This is a genomic window from Neorhizobium sp. 05N33, from assembly GCF_056397445.1.
This window is the reverse complement of sequence record NZ_JBFTNK010000001.1, coordinates 1-25,455: the sequence shown is the minus strand read 5'-3', so window position 1 is coordinate 25,455 and position 25,455 is coordinate 1. Positions and strand designations below refer to the sequence as shown.

The 25,455-nt window shown below is 58.2% G+C and carries 18 protein-coding genes and 1 pseudogene; 12 read left to right on the top strand and 7 right to left on the bottom strand.

The window, feature by feature from the left end:
* The first annotated feature begins 63 nt into the window (after window positions 1–63).
* Window positions 64–489, top strand: coding sequence for a GlcG/HbpS family heme-binding protein (locus AC1DLT_RS00095; RefSeq protein ID WP_436112807.1), 426 nt, complete (start codon window positions 64–66; stop codon window positions 487–489).
* 226 nt (window positions 490–715) lie between these two features.
* Here AC1DLT_RS00095 and glcF read toward each other — a convergent pair whose 3' ends face one another.
* From glcF to AC1DLT_RS00080, 3 genes are read right to left on the bottom strand one after another with little or no spacing between them, the layout of a single operon-like run.
* Entirely contained in the window at window positions 716–2,050 is a 1,335-nt protein-coding gene (gene glcF, locus AC1DLT_RS00090) for a glycolate oxidase subunit GlcF (protein ID WP_436112808.1), read from the bottom strand.
* Window positions 2,050–3,255, bottom strand: a complete 1,206-nt coding sequence (locus AC1DLT_RS00085; protein WP_436112809.1) for an FAD-binding protein — start codon at window positions 3,253–3,255, stop codon at window positions 2,050–2,052. Before AC1DLT_RS00085 ends, glcF begins: the two co-directional genes overlap by 1 nt.
* On the bottom strand, window positions 3,252–4,688 hold the full coding sequence (locus AC1DLT_RS00080; RefSeq protein ID WP_436112810.1) for an FAD-linked oxidase C-terminal domain-containing protein: 1,437 nt from the start codon (window positions 4,686–4,688) through the stop codon (window positions 3,252–3,254). Before AC1DLT_RS00080 ends, AC1DLT_RS00085 begins: the two co-directional genes overlap by 4 nt.
* A gap of 190 nt (window positions 4,689–4,878) precedes the next feature.
* On the opposite strand from AC1DLT_RS00080, the gene AC1DLT_RS00075 reads away from it, so the two are divergent.
* The 10 genes from AC1DLT_RS00075 (at window position 4,879) to AC1DLT_RS00030 (ending at window position 18,023) form a co-directional block, all read left to right on the top strand.
* Window positions 4,879–6,135, top strand: a complete 1,257-nt coding sequence (locus AC1DLT_RS00075) for a glycerate kinase type-2 family protein (RefSeq protein WP_436112811.1) — start codon at window positions 4,879–4,881, stop codon at window positions 6,133–6,135.
* Window positions 6,136–6,152: 17 nt separating this feature from the next.
* Window positions 6,153–6,830 carry a 2,3-bisphosphoglycerate-dependent phosphoglycerate mutase gene (locus tag AC1DLT_RS00070; RefSeq protein ID WP_436112812.1) on the top strand — a complete coding sequence of 226 codons (678 nt, stop codon included), beginning with the start codon at window positions 6,153–6,155 and terminating at the stop codon, window positions 6,828–6,830.
* 168 nt (window positions 6,831–6,998) lie between these two features.
* A complete protein-coding gene (locus tag AC1DLT_RS00065; RefSeq protein WP_436112813.1) occupies window positions 6,999–9,287 on the top strand; it encodes an NADP-dependent malic enzyme in 2,289 nt (762 codons plus the stop codon).
* A 226-nt stretch (window positions 9,288–9,513) separates the two neighbouring features.
* Window positions 9,514–10,410 carry a carbohydrate ABC transporter permease gene (locus AC1DLT_RS00060; RefSeq protein WP_436113228.1) on the top strand — a complete coding sequence of 299 codons (897 nt, stop codon included), beginning with the start codon at window positions 9,514–9,516 and terminating at the stop codon, window positions 10,408–10,410.
* Window positions 10,410–11,291 (top strand): carbohydrate ABC transporter permease, encoded by an 882-nt coding sequence (locus tag AC1DLT_RS00055; RefSeq protein ID WP_436112814.1) that lies wholly within the window; start codon window positions 10,410–10,412, stop codon window positions 11,289–11,291. Before AC1DLT_RS00060 ends, AC1DLT_RS00055 begins: the two co-directional genes overlap by 1 nt.
* Before the next feature lie 65 nt (window positions 11,292–11,356).
* On the top strand, window positions 11,357–12,667 hold the full coding sequence (locus AC1DLT_RS00050) for an ABC transporter substrate-binding protein (protein WP_436112815.1): 1,311 nt from the start codon (window positions 11,357–11,359) through the stop codon (window positions 12,665–12,667).
* 100 nt (window positions 12,668–12,767) lie between these two features.
* The gene (locus AC1DLT_RS00045; RefSeq protein WP_436112816.1) at window positions 12,768–14,822 is read left to right on the top strand and encodes a beta-galactosidase trimerization domain-containing protein; all 2,055 of its coding nucleotides are present in this window, start codon (window positions 12,768–12,770) and stop codon (window positions 14,820–14,822) included.
* A 37-nt stretch (window positions 14,823–14,859) separates the two neighbouring features.
* Window positions 14,860–15,900 carry an ABC transporter ATP-binding protein gene (locus tag AC1DLT_RS00040; RefSeq protein ID WP_436112817.1) on the top strand — a complete coding sequence of 347 codons (1,041 nt, stop codon included), beginning with the start codon at window positions 14,860–14,862 and terminating at the stop codon, window positions 15,898–15,900.
* Between the two features lie 630 nt (window positions 15,901–16,530).
* On the top strand, window positions 16,531–17,397 hold the full coding sequence (locus AC1DLT_RS00035; protein WP_477485467.1) for a hypothetical protein: 867 nt from the start codon (window positions 16,531–16,533) through the stop codon (window positions 17,395–17,397).
* 47 nt (window positions 17,398–17,444) lie between these two features.
* The gene (locus tag AC1DLT_RS00030) at window positions 17,445–18,023 is read left to right on the top strand and encodes a YceI family protein (RefSeq protein WP_436112819.1); all 579 of its coding nucleotides are present in this window, start codon (window positions 17,445–17,447) and stop codon (window positions 18,021–18,023) included.
* A gap of 660 nt (window positions 18,024–18,683) precedes the next feature.
* Here the strand turns inward: AC1DLT_RS00030 and AC1DLT_RS00025 are convergent.
* Complete coding sequence (locus tag AC1DLT_RS00025; protein ID WP_436112820.1) at window positions 18,684–19,727, bottom strand: ABC transporter substrate-binding protein; 1,044 nt, start codon at window positions 19,725–19,727, stop codon at window positions 18,684–18,686.
* 124 nt (window positions 19,728–19,851) lie between these two features.
* Window positions 19,852–20,679, bottom strand: coding sequence for a MoaF C-terminal domain-containing protein (locus AC1DLT_RS00020; protein WP_436112821.1), 828 nt, complete (start codon window positions 20,677–20,679; stop codon window positions 19,852–19,854).
* Between the two features lie 990 nt (window positions 20,680–21,669).
* Between AC1DLT_RS00020 and AC1DLT_RS00015 the strand changes: the two genes are divergently transcribed.
* Complete coding sequence (locus tag AC1DLT_RS00015; protein WP_436112822.1) at window positions 21,670–23,142, top strand: aldehyde dehydrogenase family protein; 1,473 nt, start codon at window positions 21,670–21,672, stop codon at window positions 23,140–23,142.
* A gap of 202 nt (window positions 23,143–23,344) precedes the next feature.
* On the opposite strand, the gene istB is transcribed toward AC1DLT_RS00015, so the two are convergent.
* Both istB and istA read right to left on the bottom strand, forming a co-directional pair.
* A complete protein-coding gene (gene istB, locus AC1DLT_RS00010; protein WP_477485466.1) occupies window positions 23,345–24,145 on the bottom strand; it encodes an IS21-like element ISSme2 family helper ATPase IstB in 801 nt (266 codons plus the stop codon).
* Window positions 24,145–25,305: pseudogene (istA, locus tag AC1DLT_RS00005) on the bottom strand (IS21 family transposase); the annotation flags it as partial. The gene istB and the pseudogene istA, both read right to left, overlap by 1 nt.
* Window positions 25,306–25,455: the final 150 nt, after the last annotated feature.

Sequence of the window (25,455 nt, the reverse complement as noted above, 5' to 3'; positions counted from 1 at the left end):
CCGCTCTGCAGATGGATTGGCGCAGACTTTGGCGAAACACATTAATATGGAGATAGAGAGAACATGCTGACGATAAAGCGACTGAGCTTGGATGACGCTCGGATCTTGATAGAGGGCGCGGCCATCAAAGCAGCCGAGATTGGCGTCCCGATGTGTATAGCTGTCACTGACGAATCAGCACAACTGATTGCTTTTGAGAGAATGGACGGGGGCAAGGTCACGAGCACAACCATCGCAATGGATAAAGCCTTCACAGCGGCTGGTGCAAAACGAACGACAGAGAGCTACGGAGCCGCAAGCCAACCGGGAAGCCCTGCGTATGGCATCAACTCCGCGATCGGAGGCAGACTGATGACCGTCGCTGGAGGCATACCGGTTACCGTGGACGGTGACGTCGTTGGCGCAATTGGGATCAGTTCAGGCACTCCAAGCCAGGATGCAGAATGCGCTCAGGCCGGCATTGACCACTTTCTCTCAAGCATCCGATAAAGTGTGGGCTATCAGATATACAATTAGCGCTACGCGGGCATGTTCGGCCTCAGAACCTGCCCCGGTAGCGGTGCAGATATCTTCGCCTCGACCGCGAGTACCAACTCGTCCAGGAGCGGCGCGTTATCTAGCCGTCGCCGAGCGTAAAACCTCGATTGCTCGAAAGCATTTACAGTGATTAGGACAGCATCCTGCCCGAGGGCGTATCCCGAAGGAGGTATCGGGATCAAGGTGCATTTATACCGATGTGCGTTGCGTCCAATAGGACGATCTTTTCCGGCTTCGGGCCTCCATAAGCCCAGTCCAGAAGCTCCACTGTGTGCAGGATCGGGATTGTGGTGCCGGAGGCGATTTGGGTGATGCAGCCGATATTGCCGGTGGCGATCACATCGGCCTTGGTGGCTTCGATATTCCTGACCTTGCGGGCCTTCAACTGCGCCGAGATGTCCGGCTGCAGGATGTTGTAGGTGCCGGCCGAACCGCAGCACAGATGCCCCTCGCCCGGATCGCGGACAGTGAAGCCCGCCGCCTTCAGCAGGTTCTTCGGCGCCATGGTGATCTTCTGGCCGTGCTGCATCGAACAGGCGGAGTGATAGGCGACGTTGAGCCGTTTCGGTTCGAGCCTCGGCAGGTCGAGCGCCGACAGATATTCGCTAATGTCCTTGGCAAGGCTCGAAACCTTGGCCGCCTTGTCCGCATAGGCCGGATCGAGGCGAAGCATGTGGCCGTAGTCCTTGATCGTCGTGCCGCAGCCCGACGCGGTGATGATGATCGCATCGAGGCCGCCATTGTCGATCTCGCGCGTCCAGACGTCGACATTGCGGCGGGCAAAATCGAGCGCCTGCTCCTCGCGGCCCATATGGTGGACGAGCGCGCCGCAGCAGCCCTCGCCTTCCGGCACCACGACTTCGACACCGAACCGGGCGAGAAGCCGCAGCGTGGCGTCGTTGATGCCCGGATCGAGTACCGGCTGGGCGCAGCCTGACAGGATCGCTACGCGGCCGCGCTTCTCGGCACCAGGCGCGCGAGTGCCGGGGCTCGCGGAGTCGGAAACCTTGGCGGCGGATTTCGGCGCGAGGTCCAGCATCGCGGTCAGCGGGCTCAGCGCAGGAATACGCTTCAGGAGCGGCGCGAAGGGGCGACCGAGCTTCGCGAAACCAAGTGCCATGCGGAAGCGGGCGGGATAGGGCAGAACGGCGGCGAGCAGGTCGCGGATCAACCTGTCCATCAGCGGGCGCCGGTAGGTATTCTCGATATGGATGCGGGCATGGTCGACCAGGTGCATATAATCGACGCCGGACGGACAGGTGGTGACGCAGGCAAGGCAGGAGAGACAACGGTCGATATGGGTAACCACTTCCTCATCCGCCGGGCGGCCGTTTTCCAGCATGTCCTTGATCAGGTAGATACGGCCGCGCGGGCTGTCGAGTTCGTTGCCGAGCGTCACGTAGGTGGGACAGGTGGCGGTGCAGAAGCCGCAATGGACGCAGCGGCGAAGGATCTGCTCGGATTCGGCCACATGCGGATCGGCGAGTTGTTCGGGCGTGAAGGAAGTTTGCATCAGAGGGCTCCCGCCATCTTGCCTGGGCTAAAGATGCCCGCGGGGTCAAGTTTCTGCTTCACTCGGGCCGAGAGTGCCGCAACCGCCTCGGATTGCGGCTCGAAAGCGGCCGTCACCGTCTTCACCTGTTCCGGTGCCCGCATGAGCGTCGCATGGCCACCGCCAAGCGCTTTGATATAACGGCGCAGAAGCTCGGCTTCCGGATCAGCCTCCATGCGCATCCAGATCAGCCCGCCCTGCCAGTCGTAGAAGGCATCGACGCCTGCGTCGAGGCGAAGGGCAGCGACGAGTTGATGACCAACCGACGGCGCGACGGAAACGCGCCAGAGAGGTTTCTGGGTGCCGTCAGCATAGGGATGGACGTCGCGAATCTCGCGCCAGAGGGCATGGCTGTGATCCATGCCGAGCCGTGAGACTGGGCCAAAGCCTTTCATAACGGCTGCGAGCTTTTCTGCCCTTACCGACACGGAGGCGGCAAGCCCTTCGAGACGAAGAACGGTCGCCTCCCCTTCCGACAAAGAACCGCTGGCAAAGCGGCCTTTGACCGTTTGCGGCAGGTGGGCCGCGCCCGATACTTCGACCGGCAGCGCCATCGCCGCCGCCATCGCCTTTGCGGCGGCCGCGTCGTCGAGGCCGGAGATGACGATGGTCTCCACCGTCTGCGGCACCGGCAACACCCGGAAGGTCACTTCGGTCAGGAACCCAAGCGTGCCTTGCGAGCCGGCGAGCAGTTTGACCAGATCGAGGCCGGTGACGTTCTTCATCACCCGGCCGCCGGCGCGGATCGCCTCGCCCCGGCCGTTGATGAACCGAATGCCGAGCAAGCTGTCGCGGGCAGCGCCGGACACGAAACGGCGCGGGCCGGAGACATTGGCCGCAAACACGCCGCCGATCGTCGGCTCGCCGAGCGTGCCCATCACGCCGCGATGATCCATCGGCTCGAAAGCCATCATCTGCCGGTTGGCGGCAAGCGCCGCCTCGATCTCGGCGACCGGCGTACCGGCTTTGACCGTCATCACCATTTCCGCCGGCTCGTAATCGACAATTCCGGAAAGGCCGGTCGAGTTCATCATTTCGGCAGGCTCGCCGGAGTTGCCGAAACCGGCGCGGGTGTTGCCGCCGCACAGCGCAAGCTTCTTGCCGTCGCCGGCAGCATTGCCGATGATATAGGCGGCGTCCGTTTCGGAATTCGGGATCAGCGTCATGCGGCAGGCCGTCCATCGAGCGGAAAGACCTTGGACGGGTTAAGTATCCAGCCTTCATCGAAAGCGTAGCGCACCGCCATCTGCTGGTTGAGGTCAGCTTCCGAATACTGGTGGCGCATCAGGTCGCGTTTCTCGATGCCGACGCCATGTTCGCCGGTCAGGCAGCCACCGGCATCGACGCAGAGTTTCAGGATCTCGTTGCCCGCCTCCTCGGCCCTGGCCGCATCCTCGGGGTCGTTGGCATTGAACAGGATCAGCGGATGCATGTTGCCGTCGCCGGCATGAAAGACGTTGGCGACCCGAAGCCCGAAACGATCGACGATCTCGGAGGTCTTGTTGAGCACATAGGAGAGCTTGCCGAGCGGCACCGTGCCGTCCATGCAGATGTAATCGGCGATGCGGCCGGTGGCGCCGAATGCGGACTTGCGGCCTTTCCAGATCAGCGCCGCCTCGGTCGCCGACTGGCTTTCGCGCACCGTCTTGACGCCGTGGCGTCCGGCGATCTCGACGATCGCCTTCAGCATCGCGTCCATTTCGGCCTCGGAACCCTCGACTTCGACGATCAGCAGCGCTTCCACGTCGAGCGGATAACCCGCATGGGCGAAGGCTTCGCAGATCTCGATCGCCGGCTTGTCCATGAATTCAATGGCGACGGGGATGATGCCGGAACCGATGATATCGGCGACGCAGGCGCCTGCATGCTCGGAGGTATCGAAGCCGAACAGGACGGGACGAGCGCCTTCCGGCTTGGCGATCAGCCGAACCACGGCCTCGGTGACGATGCCGAGCTGGCCTTCCGAACCGCAGACGAGGCCGAGCAGGTCGTAACCCGCCGCATCCAGATGTTTGCCGCCAAGCTCGATCACCGTGCCGTCGACCAGCACCATCTTCACGCCGAGCAGGTTATTGGTGGTGACGCCATATTTCAGACAGTGGGCGCCGCCGGAATTCATGCCGATATTGCCGCCGATGGTGCAGGCGAGCTGCGAGCTTGGATCCGGCGCATAGAAAAAGCCGTCGATGCCGACCGCTTCGGAAATGTTGAGGTTGGTGACGCCGGCCTGCACGGTGGCGGTGCGGTTGGCGTAGTCGACTTCCAGGATGCGCGACATCTTGGACAAGCCGAGCACGACCGCATCCTCCTGCGGGATCGCCCCTCCGCAAAGCGATGTACCGGCGCCGCGCGGAATAACAGGGATACCCCTTCGGTGGCAGAAGCTAAGTACGGCAGCTACTTGTGCTGTCGTTTCAGGCAGCACGACTGCAAGCGGGACGCGTTTATAAGAGACGAAGGCATCGGTCTCAAAGGGTACAAGCTCCCGTGCTTCATGCACGAGGCTGGTGAGGGGCACGAGAGAGCGCAAGTCGGACAAAATCGATTGCCGGTTATTCAGCACGGCTGTCCGTGCGGGGAGAAATTGTATCTTACTCATGACCACCCCGAGGTTCACTACGGTTATAAAAAACGATATCGCCTGGCCGATTTGAAATCGCTGCCTGTTCATAGGCTTTCCACAATGCGGAAATCCCGACAACCGTGGTTCAGTCGGCGCTTTATGAAGCGTATGGGAATCCCAGTGCGGCAAGGCAGCGCCAGATGCCTGATACCCAAGGTTATTCCCCATGGACGATCGAGATTTCCTAGCCCGCCTTTTTACAGCCGCGGTGAAGGCTGCCGATCCGCTGACAGGTATTCGCAGACACCTTCCTGCTCCCCCAAAAAACGGTCGAACTGTTGTGATTGGTGCCGGAAAAGGGGCGGCGCAGATGGCCGCAGCGCTTGAGAGTGTCTGGGACGGACCACTTTCCGGAGTGGTCGTAACCCGTTACGGCTACGGCTGCAAAACGCGATCCGTCGAGGTCCTGGAAGCGTCTCACCCGGTCCCGGATACCGCAGGACTTGCGGGTGCCAGACGCCTCGTCGAGACAATTTCAAACCTGTCCGAAAACGACCTCGTGATCGCGTTGATCTGTGGAGGAGGCTCAGCTCTCCTTCCATCACCGCCTGCCGGACTTACTCTGGAAGACGAGATTGCAATGAACGAGATGCTGCTGGCATCCGGAGCCCCAATTTCGGCTATGAACGTGGTAAGAAAGCATCTCTCCACCATCAAGGGCGGGAGGTTGGCGGCGGCCACCAAGGCTCGTGTTGTAAGCTTGATCGTCTCTGACATTCCAGGCGACAACCCGGCCTTCGTAGCTTCTGGTCCAACAGTGCCGGACGCCACGACGCGGCACGACGCACTGGCGGTCCTGGAGCAGTACCGGTTGAGCCTGCCAGATGCGATGATCGCACATTTGAACTCGGCCGCCGCCGAGGCGCCGAAACCGGGCGACGCAGTATTTGCCCAGCACACACACTTTGTTATCGGGTCGGCTGGGGTATCGCTGGAAGCCGCCGCCGAACTCGCCCGAGCAGAGGGGGTGACACCGTACATTATCTCCGACTCCGTGGAGGGCGAATCCAGGCAGGTGGCGCTAGTGCTTGCGGCAATCTCCCGCGAGATCGCTCAGCGAGATCGTCCATTCCCCAAGCCCGCAGTTGTCATGTCTGGCGGAGAAACGACCGTCACCATTCGCGCCAAAGGCGGCAAGGGAGGACGCAACAGCGAATTTGCGCTAGCATTTGCACTAGCGATTGATGGATACCCGATTTCCGCATTGGCCGCCGACACAGATGGGATTGACGGATCGGGGGTTAATGCAGGCGCATTTGCCGATGGAACGACCGCGCGCCGGCTGCGGGCCGCCGGGTTTGACGGGCGCAAGCTTCTCGACGCCAATGACAGCTTTTCCGCATTCGACGCAATCGGTGATTTATTCTCGACCGGGCCCACAGGGACCAATGTAAACGATTTCCGGGCTGTGCTTGTTCGTTGAATGGCGCCTTAGGTTGCATGAGACACCGGAGATTCCCCGAACGAGGTCAACCCCAGGAGCGCATACTGGTCCTTGTTCGTCATGGCCAGAGTGACGGTAATCTCAACGATATGTTTACAGGATGGAAGGATCCGGGATTGACGCCCCAAGGGGTATTGGAGGCCAGGTGGGCCGGTCGTGTTTTAGCGCACGAACACTTGTCTTTCAGCATAGCCTTCACCTCCAAACTCAAGCGAGCGCAGCACACGCTTGACATCATACTGAACGAAGTAGGGCAGCCGTCGCTCAATGTTATTCAAGCCAAGGAACTAAACGAGCGTGATTACGGGGACCTCACTGGTTTAAAAAAAGAAGAGGCCCGCTCGGTATGGGGTAAAGAGCAGGTCGAGAAATGGCATCGATCATATGTTGTGGCACCGCCCGGTGGAGAAAGCCTGCGCGACACCGGGGCGCGTGTCCTGCCCTACTTCATTACGGAGATCCTGCCGCGCACGCTGCGAGGCGAGAAGGTTCTTATTGTTGCGCATGGCAATTCCTTGAGAGTTTTGATCATGGCTCTCGAGCGAATATCCGATGTGCAGGTTGCGATGCTGGAGGTCGCCACCGGCGTCCCGAGGGTCTACACGCTCAATTCCGACAGCACCGTGGCATCACGACGCATCCTTTGCGCTAACAAGGCCGCCGCTGACGGTTAAGATAGAGCTTTCCTTTCCACCTCGTGGAAAACCGCAACGGCGCTGCCCGCTCATTTGCCCCTCCCCTGTAAGTCTTCTTCCGTCGCCACTCTTCAATCGTGAAGAACCCGTGGGCTCAACCACAACCATTCCGATGGTGCGACATGTGCTACGAGAAAGGTTGTTGAAATGATAGACGAGCAAAGGGGCGCAGGTATCGGTCCATTTGTCACGGACCAGGAAGCACTCGATTTCCATTCGGAAGGCCGCCCGGGTAAACTCGAAATCAATCCCACCAAGCCGATGGCCACCCAGCGCGATCTGTCGCTCGCTTATTCGCCAGGCGTTGCCGTGCCTGTCCTGGCAATCGCCGCAAACCCGGCAACCGCCTATGACTACACGACGCGCGGCAACATGGTTGCCGTCATCTCCAACGGCACGGCGATCCTTGGCCTCGGCAATCTCGGAGCGCTTGCCTCGAAGCCGGTGATGGAAGGCAAGGCCGTGCTGTTCAAGCGCTTCGCCGACGTCGATTCCATCGACCTTGAAGTCGATACGGAAAATGTCGACGAGTTCATCAACTGCGTGCGGTTCCTCGGCCCCTCTTTCGGCGGCATCAATCTCGAGGACATCAAGGCGCCCGAGTGTTTCATCATCGAGAGCCGCCTGCGCGAGCTGATGGATATCCCGGTCTTCCATGACGACCAGCACGGCACTGCAATCATCGCCGCCGCCGGCCTGATCAATGCGCTGGAACTGACCGGCCGGGATCTCAAGACCACCAAGCTCGTCTGCAACGGCGCTGGTGCTGCGGCAATCGCCTGCGTCGAACTCATCAAGGCGATGGGCTTCAATTCGGAAAATGTCATTCTCTGCGACACCAAGGGCGTCATCTATCAGGGCCGCACCGAAGGCATGAACCAGTGGAAGTCCGCCCATGCGGTGAACACGACCAAGCGGACCCTCGCCGAGGCCATGAAGGACGCGGATGTCGTGTTAGGCCTTTCCCAGAAGGGCGCCTTTACCGAAGAGATGATCCGCTCCATGGCCGAAAGGCCGATCATTTTCGCGATGGCCAACCCCGATCCGGAAATCACGCCGGAAGAAGTCGCCCGCATCCGCGACGACGCAATCATGGCGACCGGCCGATCGGACTATCCGAACCAGGTCAACAACGTGCTCGGCTTCCCCTATATCTTCCGTGGCGCGCTCGATGTGCGGGCCAGCCAGATCAACGACGCGATGAAGATCGCCGCCGTCAACGCGCTCGCCAATCTCGCCCGCGAAGACGTGCCGGACGATGTTGCCGCCGCCTACCAGGGCAACCGCCCCCGTTTCGGCGCGCAATACATCATCCCGGTCCCGTTCGATCCGCGCCTCATCTCGGCGATCCCGGTCGCCGTTGCCGAAGCGGCGATGGAAAGCGGCGTCGCCCGCAAGAACATCGCCGACCTTGCCGCCTACGCCTCAGAGCTCTCCGCCCGCCGCGATCCGATCGCCGCGACCACACAAGGCATCTACGAGCGCGTCCGCCGCTTCCCGAAACGCGTCGTCTTTGCCGAGGCCGAAGAAGAACAGGTCATGCGTGCGGCGATTTCCTTCACCAACCAGAAGCTCGGCACTGCCATCCTTCTCGGGCGTGACGACGTCATCCGCGCGACGGCGGAAAAGGCCGGCATCGATCTCGACCGTCCCGGCATCGAGGTCGTCAATGCACGCCTCTCCAATCGTGTCGATGCCTATATCGACCACCTCTATGCGCGTCTGCAGCGCGAAGGCTTCCTCCATCGCGATGTCCAGCGCCTTATCCATAACGACCGCAACCATTTCGCCGCGACCATGGTCGCCATCGGCGACGCGGATGCGATGGTGACCGGCACGACCCGCAATTATGCGACGGCGCTCCAGGACGTCCGCCGCTGCATCGATCCGAAGCCGGGGCACAAGATAATCGGCGTATCGCTGGTGATCGCCCGCGGCCGGACGATTTTTGTCGCCGACACCGCCGTCCACGACATGCCGAACGCCGAGGATCTCGCCGACATCGCGGTCGAAGCCGCCCGCGTCGCAAAGCGGATGGGGTATGAGCCGCGTGTCGCACTCGTTGCCTATTCGACGTTCGGCCAGCCGATCGGCGAACGGTCGGAGCGGGTTCGCGAGGCGGTCAAGATCCTCGATCAGCGCCGCGTGGATTTCGAATATGACGGCGAAATGGGCGCGGACGTGGCGCTCAACTCACACCGGATGGAGCAATATCCGTTCTGCCGGCTCTCGGGCACAGCCAACGTGCTGGTCATGCCGGCGATCCATTCCGCCTCGATCTCGACCCGCATGTTGCAGGAACTCGGCGCTTCGACAGTGATCGGCCCGCTGCTTGTCGGTCTCGACAAGTCGGTGCAGATCACCTCGATGGGTGCGAAGGACAGCGACATCGTCAACATGGCGGCAATCGCTGCTTTCAAAGCTGACGAAGGTTAGGGCGCATAATACAAATCATTACAAACCGCCTCAAAAGCCTCAGATTCCCACGCAGGGCTAAACAGAAAAAAACAAGATTGACAAAGTTGTCATTAGTTGACATTTGTAGTCTGCGACGGACCTGAGCTCAAAGCGCCAGAAAATCGATCTTTTCACCTACCCGGATGCACGCTTCAAAGGCGAGCGGGAGGAGCCGGAGGCTATTATCGTGAATTCAACTACCCCCATGCGAAGACGGGAACGCCGCAGGCAAGCGATTGAGGCGTTCTTGTTTTTGCTTCCGTGGTTTGGCGGAGTACTAATCTTCACAGCGGGCCCGTTGCTCGCATCATTGTATCTGTCATTCACCAACTTTGATCTCCTGCAAGCGCCTGCCTGGATTGGGATTGAGAACTACGTCGAACTCTTTACGAGCGACCCTCGATATCTCAGAGCTCTGCGCGTGACATTTACCTATGTTTTGATCGGGGTCCCGCTCAATCTCGTATTCGCGTTGCTGATTGCTGTTCTCATGAACCAAAAGGTCGCGGCACTGGGATTGTTTCGCTCCGTTTATTATCTTCCCTCGCTCCTGGGCGGAAGCGTTGCCGTAGCAGTCATGTGGCGGCAACTTTTCGGCCGCGAAGGCGCCATCAACGATCTGGTTGCGCTGGTGGGAATAGAGCCTGCAAACTGGATTTCTGATCCCCGCTACTCGCTCTACACACTGATCCTACTGCATGTATGGCAGTTCGGTTCAGCAATGGTGATCTTTCTTGCCGGGCTTCAGCAAGTTCCAAAGGAGTTGTATGAAGCTGCCGAGGTCGACGGAGCAGGTCCACTGCAGAAGTTCCGGAATGTAACTTTTCCTCTTCTGACACCCGTTATCTTCTTTAACTTGGTGCTTGGAATTATCAACTCCTTCCAAGCCTTCACCTCGGCCTACATCGTCAGCGGCGGAAGCGGCGGACCGGCAGATTCTACCCTCTTCTACACGCTATATCTCTACCAGGAAGGCTTCATGAACTTCCGGATGGGGTACGCCTCGGCGATGGGCTGGATATTGCTGCTTATCATAGGCGCGTTCACGGCCTTGAACTTCTTCGCATCCAGCCGATGGGTCTTCTACGGAGACAAAAACTAATGACCATAGCTGATGAAGCGGTGAGCATCTCGGACCGAGCACTGCGTCCCGCACGATTCAACGCCTCACGCGTTGCAACCTACGTAATTTTGATCGCCGGCGCCACGCTGATGATCTATCCGCTGTTGTGGATGGTCCTCGGGTCCTTCCGCACGGACCAGGAGATTTTCTCAAGGTCCCTGGCTCTCCCTAGCACGTTAAATTTCTCGAACTTTGTGGACGGTTGGACGGCAACAAACCCATCTTTCACTCGGTATTTCATCAACTCGTTCATTATCTGCCTTGGATCTGTGATCGGCAACGTGCTGGCTTGCTCGCTCACGGCATTCGCGTTCGCACGTCTCGAATTTCCGATGAAGCGAGCGCTTTTCGGCATCATGCTGTTGACGTTGATGCTTCCGTCTCACGTTTTGCTCATACCCCAATACGTCCTATTCGTGAACCTCGACTGGGTGAACACCTATCTGCCTCTGATCGTCCCTAAGTTTCTGGCGACGGACGCATTCTTCATCTTCCTCATGGTTCAGTTTATTCGAAAGATTCCCAAGGAACTGGATGAAGCCGCGAGGGTCGATGGCTGCAGCACCTTTAGAATTTTCATAAGCATCATCTTTCCGTTGATGCAGCCGGCGATCATCACCACCACCATCTTTACGTTCATCTGGACGTACAACGACTTCTTCTCGCAACTGATCTACCTGACATCGCCGGAGATCCTCACGGTCCCAGTAGGCCTGCGTTCATTGGTCGACTCGTCAGGAGGATCCTATGGTCAGTTGCTCGCGATGTCGGTTCTCAGCATGATTCCGGTATTCGTCGTTTTCCTTTTCTTCCAGCGTCGTCTGGTTGAGGGCATCAGCACATCCGGACTGAAGGGATAATCGACTGCACTGACGAATAGGTCAGCTCTACAACCACGAAGTATTCCAAAAGGAGGAGGAATATCATGAACATTAAATCTGCTTCTCTCGCCATGCCCATAAATCGACGCCGGCTGCTTGCCGCCGGCGCTGGCGGCATCGCGTTGGCCACGATGGGACCAATTCGGTCGTTTGGAGCCGGCGAAACGGTTCGCTTCGGCATCTTCGGCAATGCCGAGAAACTCGCGATCCGAGGGCGAGCCGTTGCACGTTACGCAGAACTCAATCCGCAGGTAAAGGTCGTCTATGAAGGCGTTCCCAGCGACAGCTGGCCTGACAAGATCGCTGCGATGGTTGCGGGCGGTAACGCGCCCGACGTAATTACCATGGGTTACGACGACTTCGGCCAGTATGCGAAGCGGGGTGCCATCGAGCCTCTGCAAGGCTACGCCCCTCACCTTCTGCGGACAAATCTGTTCGATGAGCCGGTTCTTCAGCTCGGCCACCGAGACGGGAAGCTCTTTGGCATACCGATCGCCGTGAGCATCCAGGCCCTTTGCTACAACAAGACCGCTCTCGAGCGACTGAAGATGGGCTCCCTGCCTGAAAAATTCACCTTTGCAGAATACGCGAAGTTTTGCGCCGAGATTAACAAGGCTGACAAGAAAATCTACGGTAGCCACGACATGGCGTCGAGGATTGAAGACTTCCAGATGTATCTCGTCGCTCAAGGGCGGCAGATTTACAATGGGGAGCAACTCGCAGTGAAGGCTGATGACGTCGCTGCTTGGCTTGAGATTTGGGACCAAATGCGCAAGACCGGCGCAGCAGTTCCGGCAGACCTTCAAGCTCAATTTTCGGGTACGGAATGGCCAAACGCTCCCCTTGTTCGTGGTACTGCAGTTTTTGCGCGTATCACTTCGCAAGACTTGGCGGGCGGTTTCCAGGCTTTGACCAAGGACGAGCTCAACCTCATGACGCCGGTGTGCCCGAGCAAGGATACTGGACCAGGATATTATCCACGTCCATCTAGCTCACTTACGATCAACGCACGTAGCCAGAACAAGGAAGCTGCCGCAAAACTCATCGACTGGTTTGTAACTGATCCGGAATCGGCCAAGATTCTTGGTTTGGTGAGCGGGCCTCCTGCATCCCGGCCGGCGTTGGAAACTGTTCTCAAACTGCAAAATCTGAGTTCTGCTGACCAAAAGGTCTTGCAATACAGCCAGGAGGCCTTGCCCAAAGCGAACAAGGAACCCCAAACGCACCGAGCTCAACGCGCGATGACGGACTTGATGCGCCGCATCAACGAAAGCGTCGGCTTCGGGTCGTCCTCGGTCAAAGATGCCGCTCAGGAGTTCATCACTCAGGCGAACTCAATTTTGAAGAGAGCGTGAAGCAAAAAAACTCGATGTCCATGCCCGCTGCGGGCATGGACATGTTGCCTTAGCGCCGCCTGATGCAACGTCGCATCAGTGTTCAGACTGGGAAAAACGTATGCTTGAGAATACTGCCAAAACGGACATGCCTGCACGGCAGAAATGGTGGAGTCGGCCGTTTTCGAACATCCAGACGAACCTTCAGGAAATTGATGCAACAATGAGCGTCGATCACGCTCTCGATTTCATCGAAGCCCAAGGAGCAGACACCTGGCTTCTGAACGTCGGCGGCATCGAATCTTTTTATCCGACAGATCTTCCGTTCCAGGCACGAGTGCCTTTCCTCGCCGACCGGCCCTCGGGCGATCTTGTCGGCGACGCATGCGAGGCAGCGCAAAAGAGGAATATCAGGATTCTTGCGAGAATGGATTTCTCGAAAGTCTCCGCGCGGATTGCAAGGGAACATCCTGAATGGCTTTTTCAATCCCCGAAGGGTCAATATCAGGTCTACAATACGCTCTATAGCACGTGCCCCTGCGGAGACTATTATCAGGAGCGCTCCTTGGATATCATCGACGAGGTCGTCTCACGCTACCCCGTCAAAGGCTTCTTCATTAATTGGTTTAAGTTCTCGGAGGTCGACTATAGTCGCGTATATCACGGCGTCTGTCACTGCGAGAGGTGCAAAACCGCTTTTGCGAGCTATACCGATGATGCGGAGCTTCCTGACGGCCCTCAACACGGCAACTATTCCGTCTGGCTGCGTTTCGCGGCTAAGACACTCCAGGATCTTGTCGATAAGATAGCGAGACATCTCGACGAGAAATACCCTGATGTCGGGCTGATCATGAGTCGCGAGTCGCCTCTTATCTACTATGAGGCAAATAATGCCTTGGGACGTGAGCTTTGGCATCATGCCACATCCGAAGCAGTGAGCGTTTATCGGACAGGAATACCGGAGTCGGCAGTCCTGGTCAATTCGACATGCTTCGTAGATATGCCCTACAGAATGGCCGGAGAGCAGCCTGAGCACTTCGCACAATACCTGTTGCAGGCGCTCGCACGCGGAGGCAATCCTTCAACCTATTTGATGGGTTCGCCAGGTCGAATACCTTACCCAAATTTGCCGCAAGCGAGCGAGATCCAGCACTTTTTTCAGTCGAACCGCGATATATATGCTGCCTACCGTCCCAGCTCACGCGTAGCGCTGGTCCGGCCCGACCCCTTGCGCAGGGCAGACGCCGACTACGGGGAAGCGGTCTCCGAATACCGTGGGATCTATAACGCGCTTAAAGAGAAGCATATCCCGTTCGACGTGGTCGGCGCCGAGTTCATCCAGCGAATGGCAAAAGCAGGTAATTTGGCTCGCTACACCCTTGTCGTTTTACCAGACATTCGCGACATCGGAACGGGTACGGCAGATTGCCTGGACACCTACGTCGCCGCTGGCGGCAACTTGGTCCTGACCGCAAACAGTGGCGTGACGCAAGACGGCAGCGTCGAACTTGCCACGGCACCTTCGGTGATGCGGATCGAAGCCCCGAAATCGGGGATGGATTTGTGGGCAACGTATGTTGCGGAGACGCCGCAGCTCGACAGCAGAAAGTTTAGGTATGACGGGCAAATTTTGCCAGTCTTCGGCAGCTACGCCAGATACATTTGGAAGCCCACCGGCAAGAAGCTGGGAAACCTGCTTCCCCAGGCACCCTACGGCCCACCCGAGAAGTGCTACGGTCACATAAGCAGCGACGAACCAGGAGCGGTTCGCCTATCGCACCCCGCGGGATCGGTCTTGCAGTTCCCCTGGGCGATAGGACGCACTTATCATGAATTCGGGGCAGCGTCGGTGAGAGATTATTTCCTACGTATAATCGATGACCTCATCGAGACCGATGTAACGGCTGATTTGCCTGAACAGGTCGAGATGACGATTGGTCGAATTGATACCGGTGTGGTCATTCACCTCATCAATCAGACCGGTGCGCGCCGCAAGTCGTTCGGGCCGCATATTCCTGTCTCGGGTGCGACCATCCGTGTCCGCAACGGCACGGGCACCCCCAAGCTTTTGAAATCGCGCACCACACCGAGCACGCGGTTTGAAGAAGATCACATGCTGATCGAGTTACCTGAATTGGAGCTGTTCGAGGTCCTCTATGTTCCGACCTCACAGTAATCGCGCCTCTCAAACATCATCCAACGAAAGCTGACCTATGGCAAATCTCGAAATCAAACACGCGGAAAAGTACTACGGCAACTTCCACGCACTGAAGAACATCTCCGTTTCGATTGAAGATGGAGAGTTTGTTGTGCTTGTGGGTCCGTCGGGCTGCGGGAAGTCCACGCTTTTGCGTATGATTGCGGGCCTGGAAGAAATCAGTGGCGGCGACGTGGTGATCGGCGATCGCGTTGTTAGCGAGCTTCCCGCCAAGGAGCGTGACATCGCCATGGTTTTTCAGAACTATGCCCTCTACCCTCATATGACTGTTGAGCAAAATATGGGGTTCGCTCTGAAACTGCGCAGGATGCCGAAGACCGAGATCGAGACTCGCATTCGACGTGCTGCCGAAATTCTCGGGCTGGGCGCTCTTCTGGGGCGCTATCCTCGCCAACTTTCTGGAGGACAGCGGCAACGCGTGGCCATGGGGCGGGCTATCGTTCGAGATCCCTCGGTCTTTCTATTCGATGAGCCTCTATCTAATCTCGATGCCAAACTGCGCGTGCAAATGCGCGCGGAAATTAAGCAACTACACCAGAGGCTCAAGACGACTACGGTGTACGTAACGCACGACCAGGTCGAAGCCATGACGATGGCTGACCGGATCGTCGTTCTGCGTGACGGCGTAGTTGAGCAAATCGGTACCCCACTTGAACTGTACGACAATCCCGCCAATGAATTTGTCGCGGGTTTCATGGGAAGCCCGGCAATGAATTTCGTAAGGGGTGAACTGACAGAGAACGGGTTTAGGACCTCTGACGGCATCATTCTTCCCTACGGAGCAGGGTCTCGGACGGCGGTCACTTACGGCGTGCGCCCCGAACATCTGAAGGTAGATCCCGATGGGGTTCCATTCACAGTCTCCGTCATTGAGCCGATGGGTTCCGAAACCCAGGTAATCGGAACTATTGGCACGCAGAACGTAACCGCGCTTTTTCGCGAACGGATCCCTCTTTCTCCGGGCGAAATCATCCGCCTAAGGCCGATGGTGACCAATGTGCACCTCTTTGACGGCGGCGGCCGGCGCGCGGCTTGACAGACCGCATGATCGGCAAAAGCCGCCCTTGCTGATCACAGTGTCTCCGTCCGCGAATCGATACGGCAAATTTGCAAGACACTCGGTGTAAGGGGCGTCAAGCCATTCGAGATAGGGCACCGCAACGACGCCTTCCGGCCAAGAGAAAGTTTGTTGCGGTGCCCTATCTCGAATGGCTCGCTGCGCAATGGGCTACCAACAAGCGGAACGGTGGAAGAAGATCACCAATCTACACACCCCGCATGTTTGCGACGCGATTTGGGGTAAGCTACCTGGAGAGAGAGAGAGAGAGAAGCAACGGCACGAGCCTGGTCCGTCCTGAAACCACATCAGGCTGTACGCGCATTGCGTACAACTTGACCGAAAGGCGCTGTCATCTGTCTTAGTTCCGATGCACAGGTCATCGATCCAGTTAACCTAAAGAAATCGGGGGCGGCGAAGCGGAATCACGGGCAAGTCCGGACACGAGTCGGCGTTATAGCCGCTCCGCGCGATTCTTTCTGAGGCTAGTCAACCCTTCCGCCGCCGAGTAACAGCAATGTGACTCGACCGATTTTGTTACCATGTTAAGTAAATTGGCGACTGGGCATTGCGAAGGGGGTGACGTGGCCTTCCAATTGAGAAACAATCATGCTGCTGCAAATCCTATTGACGACGGTCGTCGTACCCTTCCTCTTTGGAACCTTCATTGCAGCCTTCGCAATCATCATTCCCGGCCAACGCAGGCTGCAGATCGCGCTCCTGATCCCGCTGGCGGCCGTGGCGATCCATGTCCTGCTTGAAGGGATGCCGGCCCTGCCGCCGATTTCCGCAAAGCACAAGCTCCCCCTGATCCTTCTCGGCGGCGCCTTGATCTTCGGGTTGCAGGCCAAGGTGCGGCGACCGTTGAAAATCCACATGAGCACAGTACTGACGGTCGTCGTGCTCGGCGGCTCGACCTGGCTTCTCGGAAAGAACGTGATGATGGCCGATCCGACCAAGGCCGGTGCCGCCATCGTCATCCTTTTGATTGCATCGGTCGCGCTCGGAGCAGTCGTCGCCAGACCGCGGGCCGGCCGGCCGGGTGGAGAATCTTGCTTAGCGGTGGCCTTACTTGCTGTCTCGCTAGCGGCTGCACTTAACGCTGCTTTTGGTGCTTTTGTAGGCATGGCGCAGATCGACGGGGCCCTGGCGGCGCTCACTGGTGGTTGGTTGCTGGTTGGCTATGTCCGCTATCTGATGGGCAATGACGACGCGCTAGCACTGCGTGGTGCCGAAGGACTGGCCTTTGGCTTTGTCATCTCGGTGCATGTGATAATGACGGCGCTCTTCACCCCGAAGGCATCGCCCATCGCCCTGGTGCTGGCAGTCTTGCCGCTGGCTGTCGCGTATTTTCTCGTTCGGGGCGCTGGCCTCGGCCGCGTTCCTCGGGTCCTGCGCCCCTTTGCCGCCGGCCTGCTCGCGGCCCTACCCGCAATCATTTCAATTGCCATCGCCGCCACGCTTTTTGACGGATGACGGCCACCTAGGTCCTGCCCATCGGGGCACATGAGAGGAGAGAGAATATGAAGCAAGTAGCCTTCGCTGCGGTCCTTTTTAGTGGACTCAACGCACAGGCGGCCTTTGCCGCCGACATCTACGAAATCGACCCGACCCACGCCTGGGTTTCGTTCAAGACCAATCATGCAGGCTGGTCCAACGCCCATGGCACATTCAAAGCTGTGAGCGGCACCATCGCTTTCGACAAGAATGATGTCGCCAAGAGCAACATCTTCCTGAAGATTGATGCCAATAGCATCGACACCAATTTTGAACAGCGAAATTCCGACCTGAAGAGCCCTGACTTCCTCAATGTCGCGGAATTTCCCGAGATTACATTCACCAGCACCGCCGTCGAAAAGACTGGCGACAAGACTGCCAAAGTGACGGGTGGCCTGTCGCTGGCCGGCACCGTCAAGCCCGTAGTGCTGGATGTAATCTGGAATGCGGAATCACCGTTGCCGTGGGATGCCAACACCATAAAGACCGGATTTTCGGCGACCGGAAAATTCAGCGGCCTGGATTTCGGCATCAATAAGCTGACAGATTTCGGGCTTGGCCCCGACCTGTCACTCGATATTGATATCGAAGCTATCAAGAAGTAACGCAATCGATCCGCTTGTTCCGGTGACCGGCGAAGTAAGGCTTTTCCGGTCCCATCACCTTTGCATAGATCATGACGGGCAAACGGGAACGGGCAAAACTCAGCTGGCTTGACCATCGGACGGCAAGTGTGCCCCCTCGATTGTTCCGTTCTCTATGTCCGCATGCCTCTTCTCTTCGAGGGGTTGGCGCTGTCGCGCCTCGATGGGCGGCTTTTCCGATTAGTCGCCCAGTTCGCGCGTGTTCACTTGATAACCCTCTATCACCCGGGAACTCACGCTCAGCGATCAGCAGCGGCTCGATCTCCTGCAAATCTCGAAGAGCGCTACTGCCGGAAATCTACTCTGAACACCGCTGAATTCCCCGTTGCGCAGTGATCGAAGCGCGAAACGCCGAAATCAATAGCCAATGAATCAACCAGGCGAACGAAAGACGATCCCGCGAGACTGCTCGCTATTTAGCGAAACGACTGTTCGGGACTTGCCGGAATCGTTGTCCCGTCAATCCGAAAGCCGCACATCCACCGGGGGTGGAAGCTGAAACATGCCTAAAGACGGCGCATGGTGGCAGTCTAAGCGACTGTACTGGAAGAAGAGAAAAAAATGTGACACGCCAGTCAGGAAGGCAGCGGACCCGAGCGATCCGCAACCTGCCTGTATGACCTATTGGGCCGCCCACGTCGCAAAGCGAGTGTTGAGCGCGTCGATGTTGTCAATCCAGTAGTTGGCATCGAGCTTCAAGCCCACCGCCAAGTGTTCTGGCGCGGTCGGTAGAGTGGCCGCGAGAACCGCTGGAAGCTTTTGCTGCGCCTCAATACTGCCGACGCCGTAGCCAAGCTTCGCCGGCCATTCCACTTGCCTGTCCGGACGGCCGAGGAATTCGACGAGTTTGGTGGCCTGGTCCTTGTTGGGCGTACCCTTCAAGATGACCCAACTGTCGACATTGAGAATGTTGCCGGCCCACATGATGCGGAAATCGCGCTTGTTGTCGCGATTTGCGGCGCCTATGCGACCGTTGTAGGACGTAGTCATGGCAACTTCGCCCGAGCCGAGAAGCTGCATCGGCTGATTGCCGGCGGTCCACCAGACGATATCCTTCTTGATGGTGTCAAGCTTAGCGAAGGCACGGTCCACGCCCGCCGGCGTCGACAGAACCTTGTAGACCTCCGACGGCGCAACGCCATCGGCTATCAGCGCGAATTCAAGGTTCATTTTCGGGCCGCTGCGGAACGCGCGCTTGCCCGGAAACTTGGTTGTGTCGAACACATCCGCCCAGGTCTTCGGTCCGGCCTTGATGGATGCGCCGTCATAAGCGAGCACGATGCTGAAGATGTTGGCCGGAACACCGCATTCGGTCACCGACCCGGGTATGTAACGGTCGAGGCCGCCGATGAGAGCAGGGTCCATGGTTTCGAATAGGCCTTCCTCGCAGCCGAGCGCTTCCTCCTCGGACTCTACCTCAACGACATCCCAGTTGTTTGCGTCGCCGGAACCGACCTTCGAGCGTAGGACGCCGATTCCGCCGTCCCAACTGTCTTCCGCAAGCGGAATGTCAGCTTGCTTGCGAAACGGGTCGAAGTAGACCTGCCGCTGCGCATCCTGAAAGATGCCGCCGGCAGACACGACCGTCAAGTCGCGCGCATGCGCTGCGACGGACGCCGCGAGAAATGCACTCGAGAAGATTGTGAAAGTTAGTTTGTTCAGCATTTCAGTTCTCCCTTGCTCCGGTTAGAGCGCTTCCCCGTTGTTGTAGATTCGGTAGCGCTTCGTCGTAATAGATCCGCTCAGTTGCGTATTGCCCTCTTCAGCCTCATCGCAGCTAAGGGGCCATTCAGAACGTTTGCGGAAGGGCAGCTGCCGGAATATCAGTGATGACACTAATGGCTGCGCCAACCGTGCTGTTGCCGGTTTTCCACGTATGGGAATCCGCGCCGTAGACTTTGCCGATGGTTCGCATCGCGCGATGGTCCTCCACCGTCACGGCCAGGCACGGCACGAACTTTTCGCGCCAGCACATCAGGTACAGATCGTCGTCGAGTTCGAAATAGTCGGCCTCGTCATAGTCACCGATGCCGGCGTCAGGACCATGCCAGCAGTACCAGAAGTAGAACTTGTCGTTGATGTAGAAATGGTCGTAAACGTGTGTGTCGCTGTAAACGAAACGCAAATACTTGCCGGAAAGACGGGACGTTCTGGCAAAAGTCGGCAGCGGCGCGCCATTTATCGACGCTGACTGGTAAGTAATGGTTGGGACACTCTGCGACCCTGTCTTTTCCACGCGTGATACAAGATTTTCTCCATCGGCCTCCCGATTGACGACCGATCCTTTGATGACCATCGCCTTTCCGAGTGAGAGATCCAACCAGAGGCTAACCGACTGGGAGTCATCGTCCACCCGGACATAGTCTACGAAGTATTGCCCCGGGCGTACGAGAAAGGCTTGGTAGGGCTGCGAAGCATGCCCGCCATCACCGCTATCGCGCCAAGACAGGATCGCCCCGCTGCGGAAGGTCAGATCGAGAGTCGAACCGGCGGCGAGAGTAAGTGCAATGTGTTTGTCGATGAGTTCATCCGTTGGATCCTGCCTTCCGCCGGAATGGTTCTGCAGAATGTCTCCAATCTGCGGCCAGCTTGCTTTTGCGGCTTCTTTTTTTTGCATGACTTTTCTCCTCTTGTTAACCCCTGTGTCTAATCCGAAGGCACCTCAGCGCTTGTTGAGGTTGAGATGAAGAGCATTTCTGATCGTGGCCAAGCCCATCAAAGGCCTTTCCGGGCGTCCACGCGCGCCAGACTTTCATCAGGCCCCAATTCGAATGATCGGTCAGTCGCATCCGTTGACCTCGGCGTATATTTTGACGCACCGTCTCGCGAATTGCGACGCCAACATCTCCATTCCCTTTCAAATATCGCATCTCATCATGCACGATAATCGAACCAATGTGTCCGCTATTTGACGCTACAGGAGGCGCGTCCGTGCGTCAAGCGAGGTCGGAAGGTTATTTGCCGGGCGCCACCGCCTCAGAAATTATCCTTATATAACAAATATATAAAGACAAAACTCCGCTCTCCCAGGTTGCGCAAACATCTGGACTCGGCAAAGTGACAAGTTTGTCATCGATTGGCTTGACCAATCCAAACAGTCCCCATATTGTGTCGACTATCGACCGAAGGATGTCCGATTATCGACCGCCGTAACTGCGTACGGAGAGAGACACCTGGAGAATGGCCGCCGACTGAGAAACCACATAAGGAAAGACTTGGGGATGAGTCAGATCGCAGAGAAAATAAGCGGCCTAACTCGGTCATTCCGGATGAGCTTTTCTGCGGCGCCGCGCCCCAGGCTGGACGCGACAATGTCGCGGGTGGGTACCACACATGTCCTGTATTTCAACCGCCGGCCGCCGGTCTCCTATAGCTTCGGAGACAAGGTTGTTCGCTGGCCTTCGGAAGAATCCACCAGATAACCTACCCGGCTGGAGCGGCTACCTATCAGGCACTTCAAAGTGCAGCAGGGGCAGCGAGCCGAGGCGAGGGCCGGCTGGGATCCGGAAATCCGAGCGATAAGCCAGGTGCTTGTCGGCGCCACCGGTACCTCGGTTAACGAAACCAAGCACTCAGCGGATAGGGCCCCGCAGGGAGAGAGTACATCATGAGCGAGCGAAACGAAGCAGCCAGGCGCATTCCACGCGGCGAGCTCTACATAGGAGGTAGATGGGAGCCATCGTCCGATGGGGCCACGCTAGTCGCCATCAATCCGAGCACAGAGCAGCCGCTCGGCATGCTTAGCCTGGCGACTGCGGCGGATGTTGGAGCCGCCGTTAATGCGGCGCGCAACCAGTTCGACAGCGGAGAATGGTCGCGCCTTTCCGGCACGGACCGATGCAAGCTGCTCTGGCGGCTCGCAGACCTAATCGAGGCGAACCGCGAACATCTCGCCTATCTCGAGGCTGCCGATATCGGGCGGCCTTTTTTCGAGCCGTTTCAGATCGAAATACCGCTCGCAGCCGATACCTTCCGGCACTTTGCTGGCTGGGCGGATAAGATCACCGGACAAACCTTCGACCTGCCAGACTTCAATGGACGCTCGCGCTATTCGTACACGCTCCGCCAGCCGATCGGCGTGGTGGCTGCGATAACCCCGTGGAACGCCCCCACCATGATCGCGTCGTGGAAGCTGGCAGCCGCGCTCGCCGTCGGCAACACGGTGATCATCAAGCCTGCTGAAGATGCCTCTCTTTCTACCATACGCCTGATCGAGCTGATCGAGGAAGCCGGCTTCCCGGGCGGTGTCGTCAACCTGGTTACCGGGACAGGCGCTATCGCCGGCGATGCGCTCGTCAGGCATCCTGGCATCGACAAGATCTCGTTTACGGGGAGCCCGGAGGTCGGGCGGCGGATCGCAGCCATCGCCGGGCAATCGTTAAAGAAAGTAGCTCTTGAACTGGGCGGCAAATCGCCCCAGATCGTCCGTGCAGACGCCGATCTCGAGATGGCGATAGGGGGCGCGGCCATTTCCTTTTTCGCCAACCAAGGGCAGACCTGTGCCTCCGGTAGCCGCCTGTTCGTTCATCGATCCGTCGTCGGCGAATTCACCGAACGGCTGGTCGCCGCAGCAGCGTCCATCGTGGTGGGTGACCCGTTCGCGTCCGACACCCAGATGGGCTCGCTGATCAGTGCGCGGCAGCTGGAGCGCGTGAGCGGTTATGTGGCGAAGGGTCAATCGGAAGGCGCGACGCTTCTCACCGGCGGCACGCGGCTAGATCGCCCCGGATTTTTTTTCAGGCCGACGATCTTCAGCGGCAGCAACGACATGACGATCGCGCGGGAGGAGATTTTCGGCCCCGTCGGCACCATCATCCCCTTCGCCGACGACGACGAAGCACTTCACCTTGCCAATGAGACCGACTATGGACTGACGTCGGTAGTCTGGACGCGCGATCTGGCAACGGCCAATCACTATATTCGGAAGCTCCGCTCGGGCTCGGTTTGGGTCAATGCTTGGGGGCCGCCGCATCCGGCCTTGCCGTGGCTCGGCCGCAAAACCAGCGGTATCGGCGAGGAACTCGGCCGGTCGGGTCTGCTTGCAAACACAACCGAAAAAACCGTGTCGATTGTCAGTTGACGGCCGTGATAGACTAATCGCAGAGTAAAATACGGGCGAATATCGCTAATAAACAGCTCGGTCCAACCGAGCGATAATCAAACTCGCCATCCCAGAAGCAAATCTAGGATTGGATGCCGACGTTAAATCGATCAAACGCTGCTTCTATTGTCAAGCGAAGTGAAGATTTGACCCCGTAGACGAAACGAAGAACTGACCCCCTTCATTGATTTGCTGTTTCGTTTGTCTCGAGCGCCGTTCCGGCCTTCTGCAGAAGGCCGGAACGGCGCTTTTCGCGAAGCCTGTAGCTATCACCTCGGATGGTGATCACTGTCGAATGGTGCAGCAGGCGGTCCAATATCGCGGTGGCGACGACAGGGTCTCCGAAGACGCTCCCCCACTCTCCGACTGATCGATTTGAGGTAATCAGGATCGATCCCTTCTCGTAGCGGCGAGAGACCAGTTGGAAGAACAAGTGAGCCGCGTTCGCTTCGAAGGGCAGATATCCGAGTTCGTCGATGATGAGCAATTTTGGCCGTGACAGGGTCGTTAACTGCTTGTCGAGGGTTCCGTCGTTGTGAGCCTTGGCCAACATGGCGACAAGCGTGGCTGCCGTCACGAACTGGACATTGTAATTTTGGCGGATCGCTTCGCGGCCGAGACTGACGGCAAGATGAGTTTTCCCTGTTCCGGGTGGCCCCAGGAATAGGACGGTATCGCCGTGAGCGATCCATCGGCAGGTCGCCAACTCTCTGATCTGTCCTCGATCCACCGATGGCTGTGCCTCGAAGTCAAAGCCGTCGAGTTCACGTACGAAGGGGAACTGCGCCAGTTTGCTCGACATGGAGATACGCCGCTCGTCGCGCCGGGCAATCTCGCGCGACACCAAGAACGCCAGTGCCTCGCGCAGAGTCATTTTCGAGCGGGCGGCCTCATCCAGCAGGCTGTCGAGTTGATCACGGATTGCCGTCAGCTTCAGGCGATCGAGCGTCGCGATGAGTAAATCATTATCCACGGCTGTCATCACCAGCCACCTCCAACCACAGCCTCGTATTCCGCAAGCGGTCGCAGCAGGGCTGCTGGCGTCGTCTCGACTGGAGCGGAACGAACCAACCCTTCGATACCCGCAACGCCGACAAAGTGGGCCCGGTCCACGATCCGTTGTCGCCGTCCCTGGCAGAGAGCATGATCAGCTACGACATGGCCGGCGTGGCGGACGATGACACGACCCGCCAGCACAACGACCTGGACGCTTTCGCCGATGAGACGCCAGGGTACGGAATAACTGTTCGTGTCGAGATCGATGGCGCAGTCCGCCTGCACTTTGCGCACGAGATCGCGCAGCTGTCCAAACGGTGCACGGCCTGACAGCGGCCGAAGGGCATCGGCCTCGCCAGCGAAGCGCTCAATTGGAGGTTCACCAGTCGTGCCGTGGTCGCGCTGATCGGCGACCTCACGTATCCAACGATCCAAATGTGCCTCGAACGAGGCCCAGCTCTCAAACCGGCGACCTGCGATGGCGTTCTTCTTGACGTAGCCGACCCCGCGCTCGTCCTTTCCCTTTGTCCGGGCCCGGTATGGAGCGCAAGCGCGTGGCACGAAGCCCCAGTAACGCGCAAATGCCCATAGCCGTGCATTGAAGCGAACCTCCCGGCTAACCGCGTCGTGATGCTCGACAAGCGCCTTCGCATTATCCAGTAGAACCTCACTGGGAACGCCGCCGAACCGAAGAAACGCGCCTTCCATGCCCTCGAACCAGTCGGTCTGTCCCTCTCGCAGTGAAGCACGTATATGGATGCGTCGGGAATAGCTCAGCGTGGCGACAAAGACGTTTACCCGGATTCGTTCGTCGCCAATCCAGACACGCGTCTGCCCAAAGTCGATCTGTAATTGACGGCCTGGCGGTGTCTCGAACCGGACTGTTGCCCGCTTCTGCGCTTTGAGTTCGCGCCGCCATTCCCGGACCCGAAGCTCTACCGAGCGCAAACCGATGGTAATTCCATGCTCGCTGGCCAACTCCTGCCGGATCACATCGGCATTGCCGTCATGCCGGAAGAAGCGTTCGCGGAGCCAATCATCCAAGCCATCGAAAGCACTGCGGCGAACCGGCTTTTTGAATGGCGCTGCTCCGCCCTCCCGCAGATATCGGCGGACAGTGTTGCGAGCGCAGCCAAACTCTTTCGATTGTCAATCAGCACCGAACATTGACCCCTTTTGCTTATCCAATTTTGACCCCCCTGTGCTGTAGATCAGCGCTTGGCCTGCCCGGCGCTGGCCGGGGTTGCAGAGGGTAGGCCAAGTGCGGGTGATGATCTTCTTCGGCTTTTAGCTTTG